The organism is Candidatus Mycalebacterium sp. (genome assembly GCF_977828045.1).
On the sequence record NZ_CDWCUL010000011.1, the window covers coordinates 35,940 to 55,873 of the forward strand.

Annotated in this window: 22 protein-coding genes and 3 tRNA genes; 7 read left to right on the forward strand and 18 right to left on the reverse strand. The window is 49.5% G+C overall.

The features are described 5' to 3' along the window. Nucleotides 1-387, reverse strand: coding sequence for a glycine cleavage system protein GcvH (gene gcvH, locus ACY430_RS03435; protein WP_462137496.1), 387 nt, complete (start codon nt 385-387; stop codon nt 1-3). Further along, a complete protein-coding gene (gene gcvT, locus ACY430_RS03440; RefSeq protein WP_462137497.1) occupies nt 384-1,478 on the reverse strand; it encodes a glycine cleavage system aminomethyltransferase GcvT in 1,095 nt (364 codons plus the stop codon). The genes gcvH and gcvT overlap by 4 nt, the downstream gene beginning before the upstream one ends. Before the next feature lie 75 nt (nt 1,479-1,553). On the opposite strand from gcvT, the gene ACY430_RS03445 reads away from it, so the two are divergent. Further along, on the forward strand, nt 1,554-2,228 hold the full coding sequence (locus ACY430_RS03445) for an endonuclease III domain-containing protein (RefSeq protein WP_462137498.1): 675 nt from the start codon (nt 1,554-1,556) through the stop codon (nt 2,226-2,228). Between the two features lie 20 nt (nt 2,229-2,248). On the opposite strand, the gene rplT is transcribed toward ACY430_RS03445, so the two are convergent. The 7 genes from rplT to ACY430_RS03480 form a co-directional block, all read right to left on the reverse strand. Further along, nucleotides 2,249-2,611: a 50S ribosomal protein L20 gene (gene rplT, locus ACY430_RS03450; protein ID WP_462137499.1), complete on the reverse strand. Its 363-nt coding sequence runs from the start codon at nt 2,609-2,611 to the stop codon at nt 2,249-2,251. A 17-nt stretch (nt 2,612-2,628) separates the two neighbouring features. Further along, nucleotides 2,629-2,829 carry a 50S ribosomal protein L35 gene (rpmI, locus tag ACY430_RS03455; protein WP_462137500.1) on the reverse strand — a complete coding sequence of 67 codons (201 nt, stop codon included), beginning with the start codon at nt 2,827-2,829 and terminating at the stop codon, nt 2,629-2,631. Continuing rightward, on the reverse strand, nt 2,826-3,491 hold the full coding sequence (gene infC / locus ACY430_RS03460; protein WP_462137585.1) for a translation initiation factor IF-3: 666 nt from the start codon (nt 3,489-3,491) through the stop codon (nt 2,826-2,828). Before infC ends, rpmI begins: the two co-directional genes overlap by 4 nt. After that, nucleotides 3,455-5,371, reverse strand: coding sequence for a threonine--tRNA ligase (gene thrS, locus ACY430_RS03465; RefSeq protein ID WP_462137501.1), 1,917 nt, complete (start codon nt 5,369-5,371; stop codon nt 3,455-3,457). The genes infC and thrS overlap by 37 nt, the downstream gene beginning before the upstream one ends. Nucleotides 5,372-5,374: 3 nt before the next feature. Continuing rightward, nucleotides 5,375-6,286, reverse strand: a complete 912-nt coding sequence (locus ACY430_RS03470; protein ID WP_462137502.1) for a GIY-YIG nuclease family protein — start codon at nt 6,284-6,286, stop codon at nt 5,375-5,377. Nucleotides 6,287-6,308: 22 nt separating this feature from the next. Next, nucleotides 6,309-6,380 (reverse strand) — tRNA-Val (locus ACY430_RS03475). A 49-nt stretch (nt 6,381-6,429) separates the two neighbouring features. Next, nucleotides 6,430-6,501 (reverse strand) — tRNA-Val (locus ACY430_RS03480). Between the two features lie 92 nt (nt 6,502-6,593). On the opposite strand from ACY430_RS03480, the gene thrC reads away from it, so the two are divergent. After that, nucleotides 6,594-7,970, forward strand: coding sequence for a threonine synthase (gene thrC / locus ACY430_RS03485; protein WP_462137503.1), 1,377 nt, complete (start codon nt 6,594-6,596; stop codon nt 7,968-7,970). After that, nucleotides 7,970-8,605, forward strand: a complete 636-nt coding sequence (gene thiE / locus ACY430_RS03490; protein WP_462137504.1) for a thiamine phosphate synthase — start codon at nt 7,970-7,972, stop codon at nt 8,603-8,605. Before thrC ends, thiE begins: the two co-directional genes overlap by 1 nt. A gap of 50 nt (nt 8,606-8,655) precedes the next feature. On the opposite strand, the gene ACY430_RS03495 is transcribed toward thiE, so the two are convergent. From ACY430_RS03495 to leuS, 4 genes are read right to left on the reverse strand one after another with little or no spacing between them, the layout of a single operon-like run. Next, the gene (locus tag ACY430_RS03495; RefSeq protein WP_462137505.1) at nt 8,656-9,069 is read right to left on the reverse strand and encodes a group III truncated hemoglobin; all 414 of its coding nucleotides are present in this window, start codon (nt 9,067-9,069) and stop codon (nt 8,656-8,658) included. Next, entirely contained in the window at nt 9,054-9,815 is a 762-nt protein-coding gene (locus ACY430_RS03500) for an SDR family NAD(P)-dependent oxidoreductase (protein WP_462137506.1), read from the reverse strand. The genes ACY430_RS03495 and ACY430_RS03500 overlap by 16 nt, the downstream gene beginning before the upstream one ends. 19 nt (nt 9,816-9,834) lie before the next feature. Then, nucleotides 9,835-10,890 (reverse strand): deoxyhypusine synthase family protein, encoded by a 1,056-nt coding sequence (locus ACY430_RS03505; RefSeq protein WP_462137507.1) that lies wholly within the window; start codon nt 10,888-10,890, stop codon nt 9,835-9,837. Nucleotides 10,891-10,909: 19 nt separating this feature from the next. After that, nucleotides 10,910-13,396: a leucine--tRNA ligase gene (gene leuS / locus ACY430_RS03510; RefSeq protein ID WP_462137586.1), complete on the reverse strand. Its 2,487-nt coding sequence runs from the start codon at nt 13,394-13,396 to the stop codon at nt 10,910-10,912. 84 nt (nt 13,397-13,480) lie between these two features. On the opposite strand from leuS, the gene ACY430_RS03515 reads away from it, so the two are divergent. Together ACY430_RS03515 and ACY430_RS03520 are read left to right on the forward strand one after the other, a co-directional pair. Then, entirely contained in the window at nt 13,481-14,245 is a 765-nt protein-coding gene (locus ACY430_RS03515; protein WP_462137508.1) for a uracil-DNA glycosylase, read from the forward strand. Nucleotides 14,246-14,249: 4 nt separating this feature from the next. Continuing rightward, nucleotides 14,250-14,324: transfer RNA gene (locus ACY430_RS03520), tRNA-Arg, on the forward strand. Between the two features lie 77 nt (nt 14,325-14,401). Here the strand turns inward: ACY430_RS03520 and ACY430_RS03525 are convergent. The 5 genes from ACY430_RS03525 to ACY430_RS03545 all read right to left on the reverse strand — a co-directional run bounded on the left by ACY430_RS03525 (nt 14,402) and on the right by ACY430_RS03545 (nt 17,751). Beyond that, the gene (locus tag ACY430_RS03525) at nt 14,402-15,226 is read right to left on the reverse strand and encodes a metal ABC transporter permease (protein ID WP_462137509.1); all 825 of its coding nucleotides are present in this window, start codon (nt 15,224-15,226) and stop codon (nt 14,402-14,404) included. Then, on the reverse strand, nt 15,219-15,971 hold the full coding sequence (locus ACY430_RS03530; protein WP_462137510.1) for an ATP-binding cassette domain-containing protein: 753 nt from the start codon (nt 15,969-15,971) through the stop codon (nt 15,219-15,221). The genes ACY430_RS03525 and ACY430_RS03530 overlap by 8 nt, the downstream gene beginning before the upstream one ends. Beyond that, complete coding sequence (locus ACY430_RS03535; RefSeq protein WP_462137511.1) at nt 15,968-16,426, reverse strand: transcriptional repressor; 459 nt, start codon at nt 16,424-16,426, stop codon at nt 15,968-15,970. Before ACY430_RS03535 ends, ACY430_RS03530 begins: the two co-directional genes overlap by 4 nt. A 104-nt stretch (nt 16,427-16,530) precedes the next feature. Further along, nucleotides 16,531-17,292, reverse strand: coding sequence for a class I SAM-dependent methyltransferase (locus ACY430_RS03540; protein ID WP_462137512.1), 762 nt, complete (start codon nt 17,290-17,292; stop codon nt 16,531-16,533). 57 nt (nt 17,293-17,349) lie between these two features. After that, on the reverse strand, nt 17,350-17,751 hold the full coding sequence (locus tag ACY430_RS03545) for an NUDIX domain-containing protein (RefSeq protein ID WP_462137513.1): 402 nt from the start codon (nt 17,749-17,751) through the stop codon (nt 17,350-17,352). A gap of 49 nt (nt 17,752-17,800) precedes the next feature. Here ACY430_RS03545 and ACY430_RS03550 point away from each other — a divergent pair, with 49 nt between their 5' ends. Both ACY430_RS03550 and ACY430_RS03555 read left to right on the forward strand, forming a co-directional pair. Beyond that, nucleotides 17,801-19,432: a thioredoxin domain-containing protein gene (locus ACY430_RS03550; protein ID WP_462137514.1), complete on the forward strand. Its 1,632-nt coding sequence runs from the start codon at nt 17,801-17,803 to the stop codon at nt 19,430-19,432. Then, a complete protein-coding gene (locus tag ACY430_RS03555) occupies nt 19,407-19,883 on the forward strand; it encodes a hypothetical protein (RefSeq protein WP_462137515.1) in 477 nt (158 codons plus the stop codon). Before ACY430_RS03550 ends, ACY430_RS03555 begins: the two co-directional genes overlap by 26 nt. The last annotated feature ends 51 nt before the right edge of the window (nt 19,884-19,934 follow it).

The following is a 19,934-nucleotide window of genomic DNA, read 5'->3' on the forward strand; positions in this document are numbered from 1 at the left end:
TTACGCGGAGGTCTCCAGAAACTTTTTATACGCTTCGGAATCCATCAAATCTTCAAGCGAAAAAGGGCCGTCAGGAGCAATTTTAACCAGCCAGCCGTCCCCGTAGGGAGAGTTGTTGATTGTGTTGGGAGAGTCAATAAGGGTTTCGTTCACCTCAACCACCTTGCCCGCAACGGGGCAGAAAATGTCCGATACCGCCTTTGTGGACTCAACGGCTCCCAGCACATCGCCTTCGCCGAAACCGGCTCCTTCAAGAGGGGCTTCCACAAAAACTATTTCGCCCAGAGACTGTTGCGCGTAGTCCGTCAGGCCAACCGTTACAACATCCCCTTCAAGCAGGGCCCATTCGTGTTCTTCGGTGTATCTTAAATTATCCGGCACGCTCATCGTTGCTCCTCCTGTGTATTTTTTCTGTAAAACGGCGGATTTGTGAGAACGGCTTTTTTGCGGGCGTTTCTAATCTGGATTTCAACGCCGCTACGCCGGGCGGTCCGGAGCACGGAACAGTCAATCAGCGCAAGTCCGATTGGTTTTTCCAGACTCGGAGACATCGTTCCGCTCGTTACCTCTCCCACTTCCGTATTCCCGCAAAACACCTTGTATGAGTGGCGCGGGATTCCCGGCTCAACCATTTCAAGACCGCACAGGGCGCGGCGCGCGCCATCGGAGAGCGCTTGTTCAAGCGACTCTCTGCCGCAGAAATCCCCCTTGTCCATTTTTACATATTTTCCGAGATTGGCTTCAAACGGGGTTACGCTTTGCGAGATTTCGTTCCCGTAAAGCGAATATCCCATCTCAAGGCGCAGAGTGTCTCTGCACCCGAGACCGCACATTGTTACACCGGCGTCTGAAATAATGTCGCTCCAAAGCTCCGGCGCGTTTTGCGGAGGAAGAAAAATCTCAAAGCCGTCTTCGCCGGTATAGCCGGTTCGTGAAACAAACGAGTCCGTCTGTCCGTAAACCGTGAAAGAAAACCTTGCGGGTATCTCAACTCCGGAGCCCAGAACGCGGCTTACAACTTCGACGGATTTCGGTCCCTGAACGGACACAAGCGCAACCCGCGCACTTATATCGTTCACTTCGGTGGAAAATCCGCGCGCGTGCGCGGCTATCCACTCAAAGTCACTTTGAGTGTTGGAGGCGTTGACGCAAAGAATAAACCTTTCGGGCGAAAACCGGTAAACCATCAGGTCGTCAAGAATTCCGCCATCCTCATTGCAAAACAGATTGTATTGAGCGCGCATTTCACCCATTCGGGCTATGTCATTTGTAACAAGCCGCTGGCAAAGGGCTTGTGCGTCCGGCCCGGTTATCTCTATCTCTCCCATGTGGCTCGCGTCAAAAACTCCGCATTCGGAGCGCACGGCGCGGTGTTCGTCAATTATGGAGGAATAAAAAAGCGGCATCTGCCAACCGGCAAATTCAACCATTGTGGCGCCACTTTCGGTGTGGTTCGTATGGAGGGCCGTGCTGTTCATCGGAAAGCATATGATTAAACATTACAGAGTGAAGTTGTCAATAAAACGGGTCGCTTTCAGTGTATTATTGCCGCCGTGAGCAAAATCCGGCGGAGACTCCTGAACATATACGGCGCAATGTTTGAGCGTTACGGCGCACAGAACTGGTGGCCCTCGCAAACCGCTTTTGAGTGCGTGGTCGGAGCCGTTCTGACCCAAAACACGGCATGGACAAATGTTGAAAAAGCCATCGCACGGCTGAAAAGTGAAACGGAGATTACTCCCGGGGAAATTGACAAAATGCCCGTGGCGAAACTGGCGCGGCTCATAAAGCCGTCCGGCTACTTCAACCAGAAGGCGAGGAGGCTGAAAATTTTCACCCGTTTTGTTGCGGGCGACTACGGCGGAAACATCGGCGAGCTGCTCGCCGAAGAAACGGGCAAGCTCAGAAAAATCCTTCTGGCGCTTGAAGGAATCGGTCCCGAAACGGCGGACAGCATTATTCTCTACGCCGCGGAAAAACCCGTTTTTGTCATTGACGCTTATACAAAGAGAATCGCTTCAAGGCATGGACTCACGCCGGAAAGCACTTCATACGGCGAAGCGCAGGAGTTGTTTGCCGCAAATCTGCCGCGCGAAACGGCGCTGTTTAACGAATATCACGCCCTGATTGTGCGAACCGCGAAGCAGTTTTGTCATAAAAAAAAGCCGGACTGCGAAAACTGTCCGCTCAAAGGCGACCTCACGCATTCAGGCGAGACGCGGCCGTAAATGTTCACGGAAGAGATTTTTTAGTTTGCGGCGACCCGTTCTCCGCTTGCGGTTTTTACAATCCGTTCAAACGCCTGCGGGTCTCTGATGGCGAGTTCGGAAAGGGATTTTCTGTCCAGCTCAATGCCGGATTTTTTAAGTTCAGCAATGAAACGGCTGTATGAAAGCCCGTATGGCCTGACGGCCGCGTTTATCCTTGTTATCCAAAGCGCTCTGAAATCCCTTTTTCTGTTCCGCCTGTCGCGGTAGGAATACGCCATGGCGCGCAAAAGGGTTTCTTTGGCTTTTCTGAGGTTGTTTTTCCTGCGTCCCCAATAGCCCTTGGCCTGCTTGATAATCTTTTTGCGCCTGTTTCTGGACGCCACTGAAGGTGTTACTCTCATTTTTTAAACTCCCGAAACTATTTGTTCGGAACATAAGACGCAATTCTTTTCGCCGCCGCCCCGTCAAAATGGAGATCCGAACCCAGCCGCCTCATTCTCTTGGCGTTCTTTTTGACATTGAGATGGGATCTGCCCCCTCTTGACATCCTCACTTTTCCGCTCGCGGTGAAAGAAAACCGCTTCGCCGCGCTTCTGTTTGTTTTCATCTTGTTTTTCACAACTGCGCACCACCCTCTCTGATGTTTTCCTCCGGCTTCTTGCCACCGCCACGGTCTTCATTGTTAACCTCACGGCTATCTGAGCGCCCGCCCGAAGACGGAGATTTCACGGGCGACAAAACCGCCACAATGTTCCTGCCTTCAAGCTTCGCGGGAGAATCAATTTTACCCAAATCCGCAACCTCCTGCACTATTGAGGAAATAAGTTCAAATCCGTTGCCCTGATGTACAAACTCCCTTCCCCTGAACATAACCCTGAGTTTCGCTTTGCAACCGTCCTGAAGAAATCCTTTGAGCCGTCCCATTTTCACCGCCAAATCATGCTGTCCTATGTGCGGCCTCAACTTAATCTCCTTGATAGGGCTGGGCTTTTGCTTGCGCGTGTTCTTTTTCTGTAAGTATTTGTATTTTCCATAATCAACAAGCCTGCAAACCGGCGGTTTTGAATCGGGAGAAATCTCAACCAAATCAAGTTCCTTCTCCGCGGCTATGGCAAGAGCATCCTCTATAGTCAAAACACCGAGTTGATTTCCCTCATCGTCAATCATCCTCACCTTAGGAGCCCTTATCCTACGGTTTACACGAGTTGCGGGAGCGCGTTTGTCGGGTTTTCTTCTGGGACCCCTTATAACAACATCTCCCCGCCACTTTCGGAGCCTAATATCTCAATAAACTCGCCAATCCCCATCGGGTTCAAACTTTCACTTCCATATTTTCTCGGCGCCACAACCGCGTCCGCGGCTTCCTTTTCTCCGATTACAAGCAGATACGGTATTTTCATAACCTGAGCTTCTCTGACTTTGTAACCAAGTTTTTCGTTTCTAAAATCCTCTTCAACCCTTATTCCTTTCTCCTTCAAAACCTCAACGACTGATTTCGCGTAATCAATGTGCTTATCCGTCACCGTGGCAACTCTCACCTGCGTCGGACTAATCCACAGAGGAAACGCTCCGCCGTAATGTTCCACCAAAATCCCGAAAAACCTCTCAAGCGAACCAAATATCGCTCGATGAATCATTATCGGAACGTGGCGGGAATTATCCTCGCCCACAAAGGTCATGTCAAACCTTTTCGGGAGATTGAAGTCTAACTGAACCGTGGAACACTGCCAAGACCTTCCGAGAACGTCCTTGATTTTGATATCTATCTTGGGCCCGTAAAAAGCGCCTCCTTTTTCGTCTATGGAGTATTCAAGCCCTTTCGCGGCAAGAGCGGACTTCATCGCTTCGGTTGAGGCTTCCCAGTCCTCTTCGCTTCCGACAAACTTGTCCGGGCGGGTTGAGAGAAAAACTTCAAAATTGTCAAAACCGAATTTTTTCAAGAATAAAAGCGTCAAATCCAAAACGCCGCCCACTTCATCGCCTATCTGGTCGGGACGGCAGAATATATGCGCGTCATCCTGAGAAAAACCCCTTGCCCTGAGAAGCCCGTGAAGCACGCCACTGCGCTCATATCTGTAAACCGTGCCAATCTCCGCCCACCGCAAAGGCAGGTCGCGGTAGCTTCTGATGTCGGATTTGTAAATCAGAATATGAAACGGGCAGTTCATCGGCTTGATTTGATAGTCCGAGTTGTCAATCTGCGAGGGCGAGAACATACTTTCGGTGTAAAAATCGGTGTGTCCGCTTGTTTTCCAGAGGTCAAGCCGCGCAATATGCGGGGTGTAAAGAATGTCATAGCCCGCCTTTCTGTGTTCCGCGCGCCAGAAATCCTCAATGATTCCGCGCACCCTCGCGCCTTTGGGATGCCACAGAACAAGTCCCGGACCCACTTCATCGGTGAGCGTGAAAAGCCCCAGTTCACGCCCGAGTTTTCTGTGGTCGCGCTTTTTCGCCTCTTCAAGCATCGCGAGGTGTATTCTCAAATCTTTTTTGTCCGAAAACGCCGTTCCGTATATGCGCTGTAACATCGGGTTGGTCTCAACGCCGCGCCAATACGCGCCGCCCGAAGATGTAAGTTTGAACGCTTTGACCGCGCCGGTTGAAGGCGCGTGGGGACCTCTGCACAAATCAAACCATTTTCCCTGGTTGTAAATCGTTATTTCCGCATCAGAGGGCAAATCGTTGATTATTTCCACTTTGTATGTCTCGCCCATGTCCGAGAAAGTTTTAACGGCTTCGGTGCGCGAAACCGTTTTGCGCGTAAGCGGACGGTCTTCGGAAACAATCTCTTCCATGCGCTTTTCAATCTTTTCCAAATCTTCGGGAGTGAACGGCTCGGGCGTGTCAAAATCGTAATAAAACCCGTCTTCAATCACGGGCCCGATTGTAACCTTCACATTCTGAAAAAGCCCCTGAACCGCTTCCGCCATAACATGCGCGGCGGTGTGGCGCACAAGAGCAAGCCCTTCGGCGGAGTTTTGTTTTACGGGCTCCAAATTCGCGTCTGCTCTGAGGTTTTGAGTCAAATCCACAAGCGCGCCATCCGCAGTAGCCCCGATTGCGCCCTTGTCCGCGCCAAGTGCGGCAAGCGCTTCGGCAACAGTCGCGCCGGATTCAATCTCAGCGGATTTGTCTTTGTGTGTGATGTTGATGGCGGGCATTGACTATTTTTTCTTGCCTTCAAGTCTACGGCGTCTCTCATCCAAAGTTTCGCCTTTTACCGTCCAATGAAGTGTGCCTTGAACGTCTGTGCTCCGTTTTAAAAGTTCCTTTGCTGCTGCGCTTAAAGAGGTCTTTTTGCCTCTAAACTCTATAGTTTTATCACCATCTACTTTGGCAGTTATTGAAGGATTAGACTGGAATTTCAAAATTGCGCCTTTTGTTAGACCAACGCCACCGAATGTAAAAGCAGACCTTCTTGCTGAAGACTTCCCCAAAGTCTCCACTTTGCGGCGTCTTTCGTCCAAAGTTTCACCCTTGTATTCCCAGTATGCCGTCCCAGCAACACTAGGACTAAGCCCTTTTTCTTTCATTACCAGACCCGCAGATCTACTCAAACTCATCTTTTTTCCACGAAATTGTATTTCCTTGTCACCAACAACTTTGGCAGTTAAAGATGGGCTGCCTTTGAACTTGAGAATAGCCCCCATCGGCACTTTGGCACTACTGAATGTAAATGCTGGCAGTTTGTTTAAAACTGTCTTCTCTACTTTTTTCGTTTCCAGACTCTTCGGTTTTCCATTTGGTTTTACCTTAGATGTAACATCTTTGCCCGGCATCATTTTCATCAAAGCAATGGCTCCTTCATGACCAATGGTAAAAAACTCTCTGCCAGATTGTCTGTGCCTTTTCAATGCTCTATGTATCAGATTCTCATAGTTTTTAGGATCTTTATCGGGAACTTGAATCGCACAAATACAGGTGAAAGGGTCTGGAACCCCTGTTGTCTGCAAATCATGCATCCTTTTGGGAAGACTGGACACGTCTTTTGTCTTACCAAACTTGACTAGTTTAATGTCTTTATTCTCACCTTTTGTCCGATATGCAGGATTTGTCAAAGCGTAATAAACAGGCATTTCTATTCCTCCATTTAAACTATGGCCCCGGTTGGAATTGAACCAACGACCTTTCGCGTGTGAGGCGAACGCTCTCCCCCTGAGCTACGGGGCCTGAAACGCATATATTGTTTGGTATTTGGGTTAAAAGTCAAAGTAATCCGTGAGCGCGGCTGGGATTGAACCAGCGACCCCTTGCGTGTCGGGCAAGTGCTCTCCCGCTGAGCTACGCGCTCGGTAATAAAAGCGGCTCTATTGTCTTTCAAAAGCGTTTTTGTGTCAAGCCGCAAACATTGACACCCGCCCTTGCCGTGCGGTATTTTTCGTTATGCCAAAAACCACTTCAAAATCGGCGCGCGGCGGCAAAAACATACCCGAATACCGCGCATGGCTCAGTTGCATCAACCCCGAATGCGGGCAAACCTACAAAATTGACGAAGTAATTTACCGTTGCCGCGAGTGCAACGAACTGCTTGAAGTTACGCACGACCGCAAAATGCTCGCGCAACGGTCGCCGCGTGAGTGGAAAACCCTGTTTGATGAACGCTACAAAAACCAGTCATGGCCTCACGGCAGTTCAGTCTGGGGAAAAAAGGAATGGGTTTGTCCGGTTGTGAGAGACGAAGACATCGTCTCAATGTATGAGGGATCAACAAATCTTTTCTGGGCGGAACGTTTTGGAAAACAGGTCGGAATGAATGACATCTGGATAAAAATGTGCGGTAACAGCCACACGGGCTCTTTCAAAGATCTCGGAATGACGGTTCTTGTGTCGGTGGTGCAGCATATGCGCAGAAAAAAACGCGACATTCCGGCGGTCGCCTGCGCCTCCACCGGAGACACCTCGGCGGCGCTTGCCGCCTACTGCGCGGCGGCGGACATTCCGGCAATTGTTTTTCTGCCAAAAGGAAAAGTTTCCCTCGCTCAACTTGTTCAGCCGATTTCAAACGGGGCGATTGTTCTTTCGCTTGACACCGATTTTGATGGTTGTATGAAAATGGTTCAGAAAATCACCGAAGAAAATAATATCTATCTGGCAAATTCCATAAACTCGCTCCGCATTGAGGGGCAGAAAACCATAAGCATTGAACTGTGCCAGCAATTCAAATGGAGCGTGCCCGATTGGATAATAATTCCGGGCGGCAATCTCGGCAATGTGTCCGCGCTTGGAAAAGGTTTTCTTTTAATGCGCGATCTGGGACTGATAAAAAAACTGCCGCGAATTGTTTGCGCGCAGTCAAAAAACGCCAACCCGCTTTATTTGAGTTACAAAAAAGGCTTTAAGGAATTCAAACCCGTAAAGGCGAAAACAACGCTCGCCAACGCGATTCAAATCGGAAATCCGGTAAGTGTGAACAAGGCGATAAAAACCCTTAAAGAATTTAATGGAATTGTTGAGCAGGCGTCTGAAAAAGAACTGTCGGACGCCGCCGCGATGGCGGACAGAACCGGAACTTTCAACTGCCCGCACACGGGCGTGGCGCTCGCGGTTTTTCTGAAACTTCAGGCGAAAAAAACCTTCAAAAAGAAAGACAAAGTGGTAATTATTTCCACCGCGCACGGACTGAAATTTGTTGAATTTAAAATCGGATACCACGAAGGCAAAATCCCCGGCTCAAACAAGAAACTGCGCAACGCCCCCATTGAACTGCCGAATAATTACGGCGCCGTGCGTGATGCAATTTTCAGCCGGATTGAATCCTGATGCCCGCCTTTGAACTGCGCGGACTTTATGCCATAACAGACGCCAAATTAATTGCGCAAGACCGTTTCGCCGAAACAGTTGAAGCCGCCATAAAAGGCGGGGCGAAAATTATTCAACTGCGCGAAAAAAATGCGGAAGAAACGGAAATTATCCGAAAAGGAAAAATACTCGCGGAAATTACGCGGAAATATAAAATCCCGCTCATAATTAACGACAGCCCCGAAATCGCTAAAAAAACCGGAGCGGACGGCGTTCACCTCGGCGGAGAGAACTGCGCGGTAAAAGACGCAAGGAAACTGCTCGGCGAAAACGCCATTATCGGCGTTTCATGCTACGGGGAAATTGAAAGAGGAATTGCCGCCGAAAAAGCGGGTGCGAATTACTGCGCTTTTGGAACGCCGTATTTCACACCGACAAAACCGGACAGAGAACCAACACCGTTTGAAGTTTTGCGCGAAGCAAAATCCAAACTGAAAATCCCCGTATTCGCGATTGGCGGAATCACACCCGAAAATGTTTCAGATGTCCTAAAAACCGGCGTTGACGGAATTGCCGTAATTACGGCGATTTTTGGAGAAGGAAACTCGGAACAGGCAACACGGAAATTGATTGAGAGGATGACGCATTATCTGTGAAATGTTGGTTGTCAACACAGAATAAAAGATATTGATTTGAATAAATGATCTCACAAAACCGTCCCGTCACCAATCCCCACTCTTTTCTGCATAACAACCGCTATTGAATTCGCTCTTTCTTTTGCAAAACTTGCGCGTTCGCCTTCAAACAGTTCATCAACGGTTTTTGAGAATAGAAAAAGCCAACGAACAAAATGCCCTTTTTTCAAAGGGATTTTTTCATTAAGTCTTTTGTGCGTATTCATCACTTCGGGACCGCGTTTATAGACCGCTTTGTCAAACAGAATACTTTCCCAGAAATCGCAAACAATTGGCTTGTGTTCTTCAACATCAATTTTGGCAATATCTGTAAAAATAAAACCGAGAATGGGGTCGGCGAGCATTTTGTCGTAGAAACTATCTACAAGAAGTTCCACATCTTCTCTTGTTTCAATATCCTTCATTTGCTCTACAAAACCGTCCATCCGCCGTCAATTACAAGATCTGACCCCGTCATATAGCTTGATTCTTCGCCGGCGAGAAAAAGAACAGACTGTGCAACCTCATCCGCTTCGGCTCTTCTGACCATCGGAATCATTCCCGCCGCTATTTCGTCAAGTTTTTCTTCGGCATCGGGCGGATTGCCCATAAATTCAACATCCATTTTTGTTTTTATGTAGCCCGGACAGACGGAATTAACCCTTATGTTCTCCTTCGCGTGATCAAGCGCCATGCTGCGCGTAATCTGCCTGACCGCGCCCTTTGAGGCATTGTACGCCATGCAGTCCTCCATTCCGACAATTCCGAGAACGCTTGAATTGTTTATTATTGAGCCGCCGCCGTGTTTCGCCATCAGCGGAACAACATATTTGCTCATAAGAAAAACCCCTTTTACATTTATATCCATCGTTCTGTTCCAAGCCGCGTTTGTGGTCGTAACAACCGTTCCGCCCTCAAGAATTCCCGCATTGTTGAAAAGAATGTCAATTTTGCCGAACTTTCTGTAAAACGCATTCACAACTCTTTTTACGTCTTTTTCATTTGAAACATCGCCCGTCCATGCCTTTATTTTCCGGCGTCCTTTTGCCTCGGCAACAACCTTGCGCAGATTTTTCGCGGTTCTGGACATAATTCCGACTTTCGCGCCCTCTTTGTGAAAAAGCAGCGCGGTTGCCCTTCCAATCCCCTCGCTTCCTCCGGTAATTAAAGCGGTTTTTCCTTTCAGTCTCATTTTAATTCCTCCCGTTGGATTAAAAATTAAATTTTATTCTTTTTCGCGGTTTTTTAATTCTCTCGGCAAGAGCCTGAGAAATTATCGGCAGCGCGATAGTCGCATCGCAATAACACTGCACAAGACCGCCTTCGGGGTCTTCCTTGCCCCACGAAACCGCCTCCTCAAAAGTGCACCCGCTGAGCCCGCCCCACTGCGGAGAGTCGGTCGTAATCTGAATCGCGTATTTATGCGGATAATAGGTTTCCCCGGGGCCCGTCCCTTTTCTGTTCATTCCGTTCTTTCTTCCGGGAATCGACCGGTCTTCGTAAAGCAAATCGCCCGTTACGGCAAACAATTGAATAAAATCCTTCGGAACCCCGCCGCCAATGTAAATCACGGCGGTCTGCTTCACTTTTTCACCCATTTTCATAAACTCCACATAGTCTTTCATCGCGTCTATTGTGAGATGAAACCCTTTGCTTTCGGCTATAAGAGCCGCATCCCCGTAGGGGCTGTCCGCAATCGCGGGACAGAAAACCGGAACGCCGTTTTTTGCCGCCGCCGCAACAATGGAATTTATTTTCTTTTTGCCCAGATGCCGCCCGAACAGTTTCAAAAATTCGCGCGATGAATAGTTATTTTTTTCATCCAGAGTCAAAATAAAATCCGCTATCATTTCCGTCATTTTAAGATAGTCCGTCTCCTTTCCATAAATATCGTAATAGCGGTTTATTCCTTCGGAAAACAGTTTTTCGTCATCGGCTCTGTGCGAGCCCTGAAAATAGCCATACCCCATCGCATCTATTATGTCTTCGGATATGTTTGCGCCCGTGGGAACAAGCACATCAATAAAACGGTTTTCAATCAGCCAATTTATTATTTTCCATTGTCCCGTGGTGGAAAGGGAGCCGGCATAACCTAAAAAAACTACAACTTCGGGATCGGCAACTATTTTTTGAAAAACCTCAACTGTGCGTGAGAGACTCCTGCCCTGAAATCCGGTTTTTGACATCGCGGAAATTAAATCCGAAACACTTCTGCCTTTTTTTACTTCAACCGCTTTTACTTTTTTATCTAAAAGTTTTTTTCTCAATTTCGCAAATCTCCTTGTTTCAAACCACAATATTCACAAGTTTTCCCGGCACGACAATTATTTTTTTGATTTTTTTACCTTCGGTAAAACTTTTAATTTTTCCATCGGCAAGAGCGGCGGATTTCATCTCCGCTTCTCCCTCACCCACGGGCATATACGCTTGGGAACGCAATTTCCCGTTAACCTGAAAAATAATCTTAACCATGTCGGACTCAATGCGAGCTTCATCCCACCCGGGCCAATCTTCAAGAAAAACCGATTTTTCATTGCCGAGAATTTTCCATATTTCTTCGGAAAAATGCGGCGCCATTGGCGAAAGAAGAACAGCAACATTCTCAACAAGCCCCTTCAAAGAATTGGCCATGTTTCCGTCTTTTATTTTCGGAAACAAATTCAAAAACTCCATTAGAGCCGCAATTGCAGTATTGAAATGAAAACGGTCTATATCTTCTGTCACTTTTTTTATGGTCTTCTGAATCTCGCGGTTAAGTTTTCTTTGCTCTACAGCGGAGTTGATATATGAAGAAGAATTTTCATCATTGATATATGAAGAAGAATTTATATCAGACTCTTCATCGTAAGTATTTTCAGAAATCTCAACGGACAAATTCCACAGCCGCCTCAAAAACCGGCTCATTCCCTCAATGCCTTTTTCATTCCAGTCCAGCGCTTTTTCCGCGGGCGCGGCGAAAAGAATAAAAAGCCGAACCGCATCCGCGCCGTATTTCTCTATCATCTCATCGGGGTCAACGGTGTTGCCGGTGGATTTTGACATTTTCGCGCCGTCTTTTATGACCATTCCCTGTGTAAGCAGCGCGTCGAAGGGCTCGTCAAAATCGCACAAATTCAAATCTCTGAGAACCCGGATAAAAAATCTTGAATAAAGCAGGTGTAGTATCGCATGTTCCACACCGCCGATGTATTGGTCAACGGGAAGCCACTTTTCCACTGCTTTTTTGTCAAACATTCCTTTCTCAAAATCCGGAGACGCGTAGCGCAGGAAATACCACGAAGACTCCACAAATGTGTCCATTGTGTCCGTGTCCCGTTTTGAGTCTGCGCCGCATTCGGGACACGAGACTGAAATAAACGATTCTGAATTCGCGAGGGAGGGAATATCGCCGCCTGAAAAATCCACATCTTCAGGCAACTCCACGGGCAAATCCTTTTCGGGAACGGGAACCGCGCCGCATTTTTCGCAATGGATAACCGGAACCGGCGCTCCCCAGTAACGTTGGCGCGAAATTCCCCAGTCTCTGAGGCGGTATTGGATAACACTCCCGCCTTTTTTCTGTTTTTTAAGAAAATCCGCAATCGCACGGGACGCTTCATCGGAATCAAGCCCGTCAAAATCGCCGGAATTTTGAAGAACACCCTTTTCCGTGAACGCACCCTCTGAAATGTCAAAATCCCCGTCTTTCGGAAAAACAACTTGTTTTACGGGCAGATTGTATTTTTCGGCAAAATCAAAATCACGCCTGTCATGAGCGGGAACGGACATTATCGCTCCGGTTCCATAACTCATAAGAACAAAATTCGCCGTCCAGACGGGAATTTCTTCGCCCGAAACCGGATTCACAGCGGAAATTCCAAGCGGCAGGCCTTTTTTCTCAAGCGTCTCCATTTTTGCTTCGGAAACGGGCAGGTTTTTTGCCTCTTTTATGAAATCCGCGATTTTCGCGTTGCTTTCCGCCGCCTTGAGCGCCGCCGGATGCTCCGGCGCAACCGCAAGATAAGTGGACCCCATAACGGTGTCGGCCCTTGTGGTAAAAACCTCAATGGCATAGCCAAGTTTTTCCGAATGAAACTCCATTTCAACCCCTTCGGAGCGCCCTATCCAGTTTGTCTGCATGGTTTTGACCGAATCAGGCCAGTCGGCGAGTTTGCCGAGACCTTCCAGCAGTTCATCGGAATAGTCGCTTATGCGGAAAAACCACTGCTCCACCTCTCTGCGCTCAACAACCGCGCCGGAGCGCCAGCCCTTTCCGTCAATAACTTGCTCGTTGGCAAGAACGGTTTTATCTTCGGGATCCCAGTTCACGAAGGTTTTTTTACGATACGCAAGACCCTTTTCAAGCATCTTTGTAAAAAGCCACTGCTCCCACCTGTAGTATGAGGGGGCACAGGTCTCAATCTCGCGCGACCAGTCGTAGGAAAATCCGAGCCGTTTGAGTTGGACGCGCATCTGGTCAATGTTTGTTTTTGTCCACTCGGCCGGGCTTACGGCATTCTGAATTGCGGCGTTTTCCGCGGGAAGTCCGAAAGCGTCCCAGCCAATGGGATGAAGAACATCAAAGCCGCGTGCCCGTTTGTAACGCGCGATGACATCTCCTATTGTGTAGTTGCGCACATGCCCCATGTGTATGCGCCCGGACGGATACGGAAACATTTCAAGCACATAGTATTTCGGCTTTCCGGAATTCCCGGCAGTCGTGTGAGAGCCGTTTTGCTCCCATATCTCGCGCCATTTCCTTTCGACTGTTGCGGGATTGTAGGTTTTTTCCATCGGGACATTAGCGGCGGAAAACTTCATCGCCGCCCGTAAAAGTGTGTATTGTAAATTAACGGGGATTGGCTTTCAAATCAGCTTATGACAGAAAACGGTGAAGCAAAAAAGTTGATAACAGACCTGAAGGGCTATCTTGAGTTTCAGGGACGCATAGGAAACGGGAAAATCCGCGCGGAGCGGAGAGATGCCCCGCCTGAGCGCGGCCCCGCATCCGGACCTTCCAAAACAAACAAAAAAACGCCCGTTATTTCAATCCCTCTTGAAGGAAATTTGCTTGAAACCGGCGGCGCGAACAGTCTTGAAGAAATCAGGACGGAAATGGGCGAGTGCGAAAGGTGTAAACTCCACAAGGGAAGAAAAAACATTGTCTTCGGCGAAGGAAACCCGAAAGCGAAGGTGGTTTTTGTGGGTGAGGGACCGGGAAAAGACGAAGATGAACAGGGCAGACCCTTTGTGGGGCGCGCGGGAAAACTGCTGGACAAGATTATAGAAGCGATGGGAACAAAGCGCGAAGATGTCTATATCTGCAATGTGGTCAAATGCCGTCCGCCCGAAAACCGCAACCCCGAAGCGGACGAAGTCGCGAGTTGCGAGCCGTTTTTAATCAAACAGATAAGCTGCATTTCGCCCCGCGTGATAGTTTGCCTCGGTCTTGTGGCGGCAAAGGCGGTTTTGAAACTTCAGGGAAGTCCGTCTCTCGGTTCACTGCGGGGAGTGTTTCACAGATACGGCAAAACAAAACTTATGGTAACATACCACCCTGCCGCGCTTCTCAGGAATCCGGGGTTCAAGCGCCCCATGTGGGAAGATATGAAGACGGTTATGGCGGAGTTGGAAAAAACTTGAAAACGCGCCCGTAGCTCAGTCCGGATAGAGCATTGGCCTCCGGAGCCAAGGGTCAGAGGTTCAAATCCTCTCGGGCGCGCACAACCCCGCAAAAGACCCTGTTGACAAAAGCGTACAATAAAACAAAGCGTGTCAAAACTGTTTTTCACGCGGCGGTTATCTTAAAATTTTCCCTCTTTTGAACATCCGCTCAAACAGGATTGAGCCGATAAAAAACATGACAAAAAACACCGTGGACGCCGTAACGATTGACGGGCCCGAAGGTGTGTCGTAGAGCAGAGAGCCGTAAATGCCCGCCAGAACGGATGCCACGCCGACCGCGCAGGACAAAACGGCCATCATTTCCGGTGAGCGCGCGAATATACGCCCGGTGGCGGGTGGAATTATGAGCAATGAGGCAACAAGCAAAACGCCGACCGCGCGGAAACACGCCGCCACCACGAGAGCCATAAGAAACATCAGAATAAAATTGAGGCGAAATGTGTTTATACCTTCGGACTCCGCCAAATCAGGATTGATTGACATAAGCACAAGGTGTTTCCACCTGAATGCGAGCACGAGGAAAACTACCGCAGAGCAAACATATATGCCGATTATGCCGCCCGAACCGACGGTCAAAATATCGCCGAAAAGGATCAACTCCAGATGATCCGACTCAGGCAAACCAATCAGAGAAACCGCCACAAGCCCAACCCCGAGAAAGCTGTGGGAGACTATGCCCAGAACCGTGTCTGTGGTGAGGCGGACACGCCCGTAAATCCGCGAAAGAATAAACGCGAACACTATGGCGACCACAAGCGCGCCGTATTCCGCACCCATGCCGACGATAATGCCGAGCGGAATTCCCGCGAGCGCCGCATGGGAGAGAGAATCGCCGAAATAAGCCATTCTCCTCCACACGACAAAGCATCCGAGCACACCCGCCGCGAGCGCGACTCCGACTCCGGCAATGACGGCGTAAATGACAGACGGCTCAATCATCGCGCTCCTCCGTTTTGCTTTCAAAGCCGCCGTGCGTGTGCGTGTGAGAATGCGAGTAAACCGACATAAGCCGCGCCATATCCTCACCGAACATTGAAATAAATTCGGGATCTTTGGCAACCGCTTTTGGCTCACCCGCACAGCAGATATGCCTGTAAAGACAAACCACTTTTTTCGTTGAAGACATAACCATATGGAGATCGTGCGACACCATCAAAATCGCCGCGCCCCGCTCGCGGTGAATGGTCTCAATCAGTTTGTAAAAATCCAGTTGCCCCGTCACGTCAAGGTTTTGCGCGGGCTCGTCCAGAACAAGAAGATCGGGTTTGTTCATAAGAGCCCGCGCGAGCAGAACGCGCTGAACCTCGCCGCTCGAAAGGTGCGCCATCTCCGTGTTGAGAATGTTTCCGATTCCGGTCTCGCCGCACACCTCTTCAAATCCCGCGCGGTCCCGCTCATTGCGCAGGCGAATAAAACGCCCGACGCTCAGAGGGATTTGGCTCATCGTCTCCATGCTTTGGGGCACATAGCCGATTTTGAGGCCCGACTTGCGCTCGCAAACACCGGAATCGGGAGTCATGATGCCCGTGAGAATCTTCACAAAAGTTGTCTTGCCCGCCCCGTTGGGACCGACAATAGACACAAAATCGCCGCGAAAAACCTCAAAATTAATATCGGTGAGGATTTGAACCCCGCCGCGCGCGATTGAAACGCCCGAAGTTTTTATAAGAGTATCCGAACTCATTTTGCCGCACACCCGTCACAAATTCCGCACACTTCCAGAACCGCTCCCGCCTTGCTGAACCCCTCGCGGGAGACCGCTTTATCAACGGCTTTTGAAAGTTCGGAGCCGCAAAACTCTCTGGCTTCGCCACAGTCCGAGCAGATGAGAAAAAAACACTCCGAATGCCCGCTTGAGGGATGAAAACAGGCGGAATACGCCGACACACTTGAAAGCCGGTGAACAAGCCCGTTCTCAATCAGGAAATCAAGCGCGCGGTAAACAGTCGGCGGCTTGGCGGATTTGGAAAGCCGCGCAAGAATTTTATACGCCTTCATGGGAAGGTGGCTGCCCGAAATTATTTTAAGAACGCGCCTTCTCAGAGGCGTAAGCCAGACCCCTCTCACCGAACATATCCGCTCGGCGGACTCGGCAATCTCCCTTACGCATTTGTCATGATTTCCGCAACCGCTTTTCATATTTCACCCTGGGTCACCACGGGTGTTAATGTTATAACATAACATTTCAGGTTTCAACAGACTGGCGGAAAAATCCGGAAAAGGGGAAATCTTCGTTATTTCTTTCAGGGGATTTTTGTGAGGACGTACATTATCTTTTCGTCCTCCCATTCAATATCGCCGTCAAAATTCTGTTTCAGGTTTGTACGGAATTTTTCAAACGCCCTGTCAAATTCCTCCGGCCCGTAGAAAAGAAAAGCGGAATACGCCTTCTCGGACGCTTTTTCGGCAAGGTCTTTGAGCGAGTTGGTGCGTTCGTAAGTGAAGGTTTTTGTCAGTTCAATCTCAAATTCGGGAAACTTTTCCACTTTGAACTCAAACTCCTCCGGCTCGTAAAGGCGCGACTCCTTGCGCCGAAAAAGCGGAAAATGCCGACCCCAGACCGTGCGGTCGTTCTGGGCTCTTGACCTTGTGTAGATAAAAACCCGTCCGCCGGGTTTGAGCGTTCTTGAAATCTCCCGGAGGAAACCGACAATCCCTATATGATGAACAGAGTTGAAACAGAAAACTGCATCAAGCGAGTTGTTTTCAAGAGGAACCTCTCTCGCGTCCGCGACCTTCGCGGAAAAGTTAGCAAGCCCCTCGCCCGCGAGATAGGTTTGAAGTTGGTCAAGCATATATTCGTTTGTGTCAAAGCAGTTGAGAAAAATCTTTTCGCCGAACCCTTCCAAAATCAGTTTCGCGTATCGTCCGGCTCCGCAACCCATATCGGCGGCTTGAATAACGCCGGACGCCGAAAGATTTTTAAGCACGAAATCAACGGGTTCTTTGTCCGTCATTCGCAGGGTTCTGTACCTGCTCGCAAGTTTTTTAGAGTAATTTCCCATATCTGTTTGCAGACTTCGGGGGCAATTCTAACAGAGAGCCGCCCTTAAAGCGAAACACTACCGCTTTACATTCCGGGCGATGGGCACAAACACTTCGGCAATCTCGCTTTCAAGGCCGGAAACACCAACCCACCTGACCTGCCTGTCCTGTTCTTTGCTTTCCGCTTCCGCCGTAACGGTCGCGGAGAAAAAGGTAAAACTCTTTGTCCATTCCCCTTCGGAAACCGTAACCGTGCCGATTTCGTCTCCGGTTTTAACTATGTATCCACTTTCCTCCGCGCATTCCCGCACGGCGGCTTGAGCGGGCTCTTCGCCGTCCTCAACCGTTCCTGCGGGAAAAACCCACGAGCCCGCATGCCTGCGCGCGCTCACCAGAAGAATTTCATCCTCACCGCTCTCCCCGCTCCGGCGAACAACCACACCCGCCTTGCGGTAAACCTTTCCTGATTCAGCGCTCATATCTCACAAAACGGTTTAATGTTACCATAAGCACGGACTCAAAAAACTCATGAACAAACTCTCAAAAGAAAAAAGCCCCTATCTTCTTCAGCACGCGGGCAATCCGGTGGACTGGTATCCGTGGGGCGACGAGGCGTTTGAAAAAGCGGCGCGGGAAGCCAGGCCGGTTTTTGTATCGGTCGGGTATTCAACCTGCCACTGGTGCCATGTGATGGAAAAAGAGTCTTTTGAAGACACCGAAGTCGCGACGCTTATGAATGAGGGTTTTGTGTCAATCAAGGTTGACCGTGAGGAAAGACCGGACATAGACGGCGTGCTTATGAGTGTGTGCCAGATGATTTCACAGGGCAACTGCGGGTGGCCCCTCAATGTTGTGATGACGCCTGATAAAAAGCCGTTTTTCGCCGCGACATACATTCCGAAACACAACAAATACGGGCGGGCGGGAATGATTGAACTCATACCGCGAATAAGCGAAGTGTGGCTCTCAAGGCGCGAAGAGATTGAGAAATCAGCCGCCGAAATATCGCGTGCGATTAAAGACGCACAAAATCTGATGCAGTCGGAAGGGAAAATGGACACGGAGGAAATGCTGAAAAACGGCTTCGCCCAACTCGCCGCGAATTTCGACCCCGTTTTCGGCGGCTTCGGAAACGCTCCCAAATTTCCCTCGCCGCATAATCTGATTTTTCTCATACGGCACTGGAAACGAACCGGAGAGGAAAAAGCGCTTGAAATGGCGGAAAAAACCCTTGCGGCGATGCTTAAAGGCGGAATAAACGACCACATCGGGTTCGGGATTCACCGCTATTCAACCGACCGCCGTTGGCTCGTTCCGCATTTTGAAAAGATGCTTTACGACCAAGCGCTTGTGTCCCTCGCGCTGACAGAACTTGCGCTTGCCACAAACAAGAGCGTTTATGCGGACGGCGCTAAAAAAATCCTTGAATACGTAATGCGTGATATGACCTCCCCCGACGGGGCGTTTTTCTGTGCCGAAGATGCCGACAGCGAAGGGGAAGAGGGGAAATTCTATGTGTGGGAATCTGAGGAATTCAAACGGATTGCCGGCGAACAAGCCGTTTTTGTATCCGAAACGTTGAACATAAAGGACGGCGGCAACTTTACGGACGAAGCGGCCGGAACAATGCCCGGCACAAACATTGCTCACTTAACGCGCGAGGTTTCCGAACTTGCGGCGCAGTTCAAAATGTCCGGGGAACAGGCGGCGCAAGCTTTGGAATCGGCACGAAAAAAACTTTTCGCAGAAAGGGAAAAACGCCCGCGCCCTCACAAGGACGACAAAATCCTCACCGACTGGAACGGATTGATGATAGCCGCTTTTGCCAAAGCCGGACGGGCTTTCGCGGAGCCGCGATACACGGACGCCGCGCGCAAAGCCGCAGACTTCATTGAAAACAAAATGCTCGGAGCGGACGGGCTTGTTCACAGATTCAGGGATGGAGAGGCGGCGATACGCGCCAATCTGGATGACTACGCATTCGCGGTATGGGGACTTTTGGAGTTGTATGAGGCGGAGTTTGAAACCGGACGGCTCAAAACCGCCCTCATGCTAAATGAAAAAATGATGACACTGTTTTCAGACCTGAAAAAGGGCGGTTTTTTCTTCGCTCCCGAAAACTCCGAAGAGTTAATTGTCAGAAAAAAAAGAGTTTCATGACGGCGCTATCCCGTGCGGAAATTCGGTTGCGGCGATGAATCTTGTAAAAATCTCCCGAATTACGGGCGACTCTGAATTTGCACAAGCGGCCCTTGAAACCATTAGCTCACTCTCACTCTCAATTGAAAAAATTCCGTCTTCCCACACTATGCTGCTCTGCGCGATGGAGTTTGAAGCGGGTGCGGCGACCGAAATTGTTATCGCGTGCGACAATGAAGACGAAACAAAGGCGGTTGCCGGAAAGATTGAGACAATCTACGCCCCCAACAGAACGGTTGTGCTCAAAAAAACGGACGACAAAGAGATTGACAAAATTGCGCCGTTTGCCGCAAACTGCAAACCCGTGAACGGAAAAGCGGCCGTATATGTGTGCGAAAACGGCGCTTGCGGGCTGCCGGTTGAGGCGTCCGAATTTATTGGCGGACACTTAAAAACCGAAAAAAAGGGTTGATTTTTACTCCGCCGGCAATCATTATGGGTCAAAACGGGTTGGTTACCCGAT

What these genes read in the sequence shown, in the direction of transcription:
- ACY430_RS03530 (WP_462137510.1), bottom strand. Translation starts at nt 15,971, where the DNA reads ATGAGTTCGGATACTCTTATAAAAACTTCGGGCGTTTCAATCGCGCGC.
- rplT (WP_462137499.1), bottom strand. Translation starts at nt 2,611, where the DNA reads ATGAGAGTAACACCTTCAGTGGCGTCCAGAAACAGGCGCAAAAAGATT.
- thiE (WP_462137504.1), top strand. Translation starts at nt 7,970, where the DNA reads ATGCCCGCCTTTGAACTGCGCGGACTTTATGCCATAACAGACGCCAAA.
- gcvH (WP_462137496.1), bottom strand. Translation starts at nt 387, where the DNA reads ATGAGCGTGCCGGATAATTTAAGATACACCGAAGAACACGAATGGGCC.
- thrC (WP_462137503.1), top strand. Translation starts at nt 6,594, where the DNA reads ATGCCAAAAACCACTTCAAAATCGGCGCGCGGCGGCAAAAACATACCC.
- gcvT (WP_462137497.1), bottom strand. Translation starts at nt 1,478, where the DNA reads ATGAACAGCACGGCCCTCCATACGAACCACACCGAAAGTGGCGCCACA.
- ACY430_RS03545 (WP_462137513.1), bottom strand. Translation starts at nt 17,751, where the DNA reads ATGAGCGCTGAATCAGGAAAGGTTTACCGCAAGGCGGGTGTGGTTGTT.
- ACY430_RS03500 (WP_462137506.1), bottom strand. Translation starts at nt 9,815, where the DNA reads ATGAGACTGAAAGGAAAAACCGCTTTAATTACCGGAGGAAGCGAGGGG.
- ACY430_RS03550 (WP_462137514.1), top strand. Translation starts at nt 17,801, where the DNA reads ATGAACAAACTCTCAAAAGAAAAAAGCCCCTATCTTCTTCAGCACGCG.
- ACY430_RS03525 (WP_462137509.1), bottom strand. Translation starts at nt 15,226, where the DNA reads ATGATTGAGCCGTCTGTCATTTACGCCGTCATTGCCGGAGTCGGAGTC.
- leuS (WP_462137586.1), bottom strand. Translation starts at nt 13,396, where the DNA reads ATGGAAAAAACCTACAATCCCGCAACAGTCGAAAGGAAATGGCGCGAG.
- ACY430_RS03515 (WP_462137508.1), top strand. Translation starts at nt 13,481, where the DNA reads ATGACAGAAAACGGTGAAGCAAAAAAGTTGATAACAGACCTGAAGGGC.
- ACY430_RS03495 (WP_462137505.1), bottom strand. Translation starts at nt 9,069, where the DNA reads ATGGACGGTTTTGTAGAGCAAATGAAGGATATTGAAACAAGAGAAGAT.
- ACY430_RS03535 (WP_462137511.1), bottom strand. Translation starts at nt 16,426, where the DNA reads ATGAAAAGCGGTTGCGGAAATCATGACAAATGCGTAAGGGAGATTGCC.
- ACY430_RS03540 (WP_462137512.1), bottom strand. Translation starts at nt 17,292, where the DNA reads ATGGGAAATTACTCTAAAAAACTTGCGAGCAGGTACAGAACCCTGCGA.
- ACY430_RS03470 (WP_462137502.1), bottom strand. Translation starts at nt 6,286, where the DNA reads ATGCCTGTTTATTACGCTTTGACAAATCCTGCATATCGGACAAAAGGT.
- thrS (WP_462137501.1), bottom strand. Translation starts at nt 5,371, where the DNA reads ATGCCCGCCATCAACATCACACACAAAGACAAATCCGCTGAGATTGAA.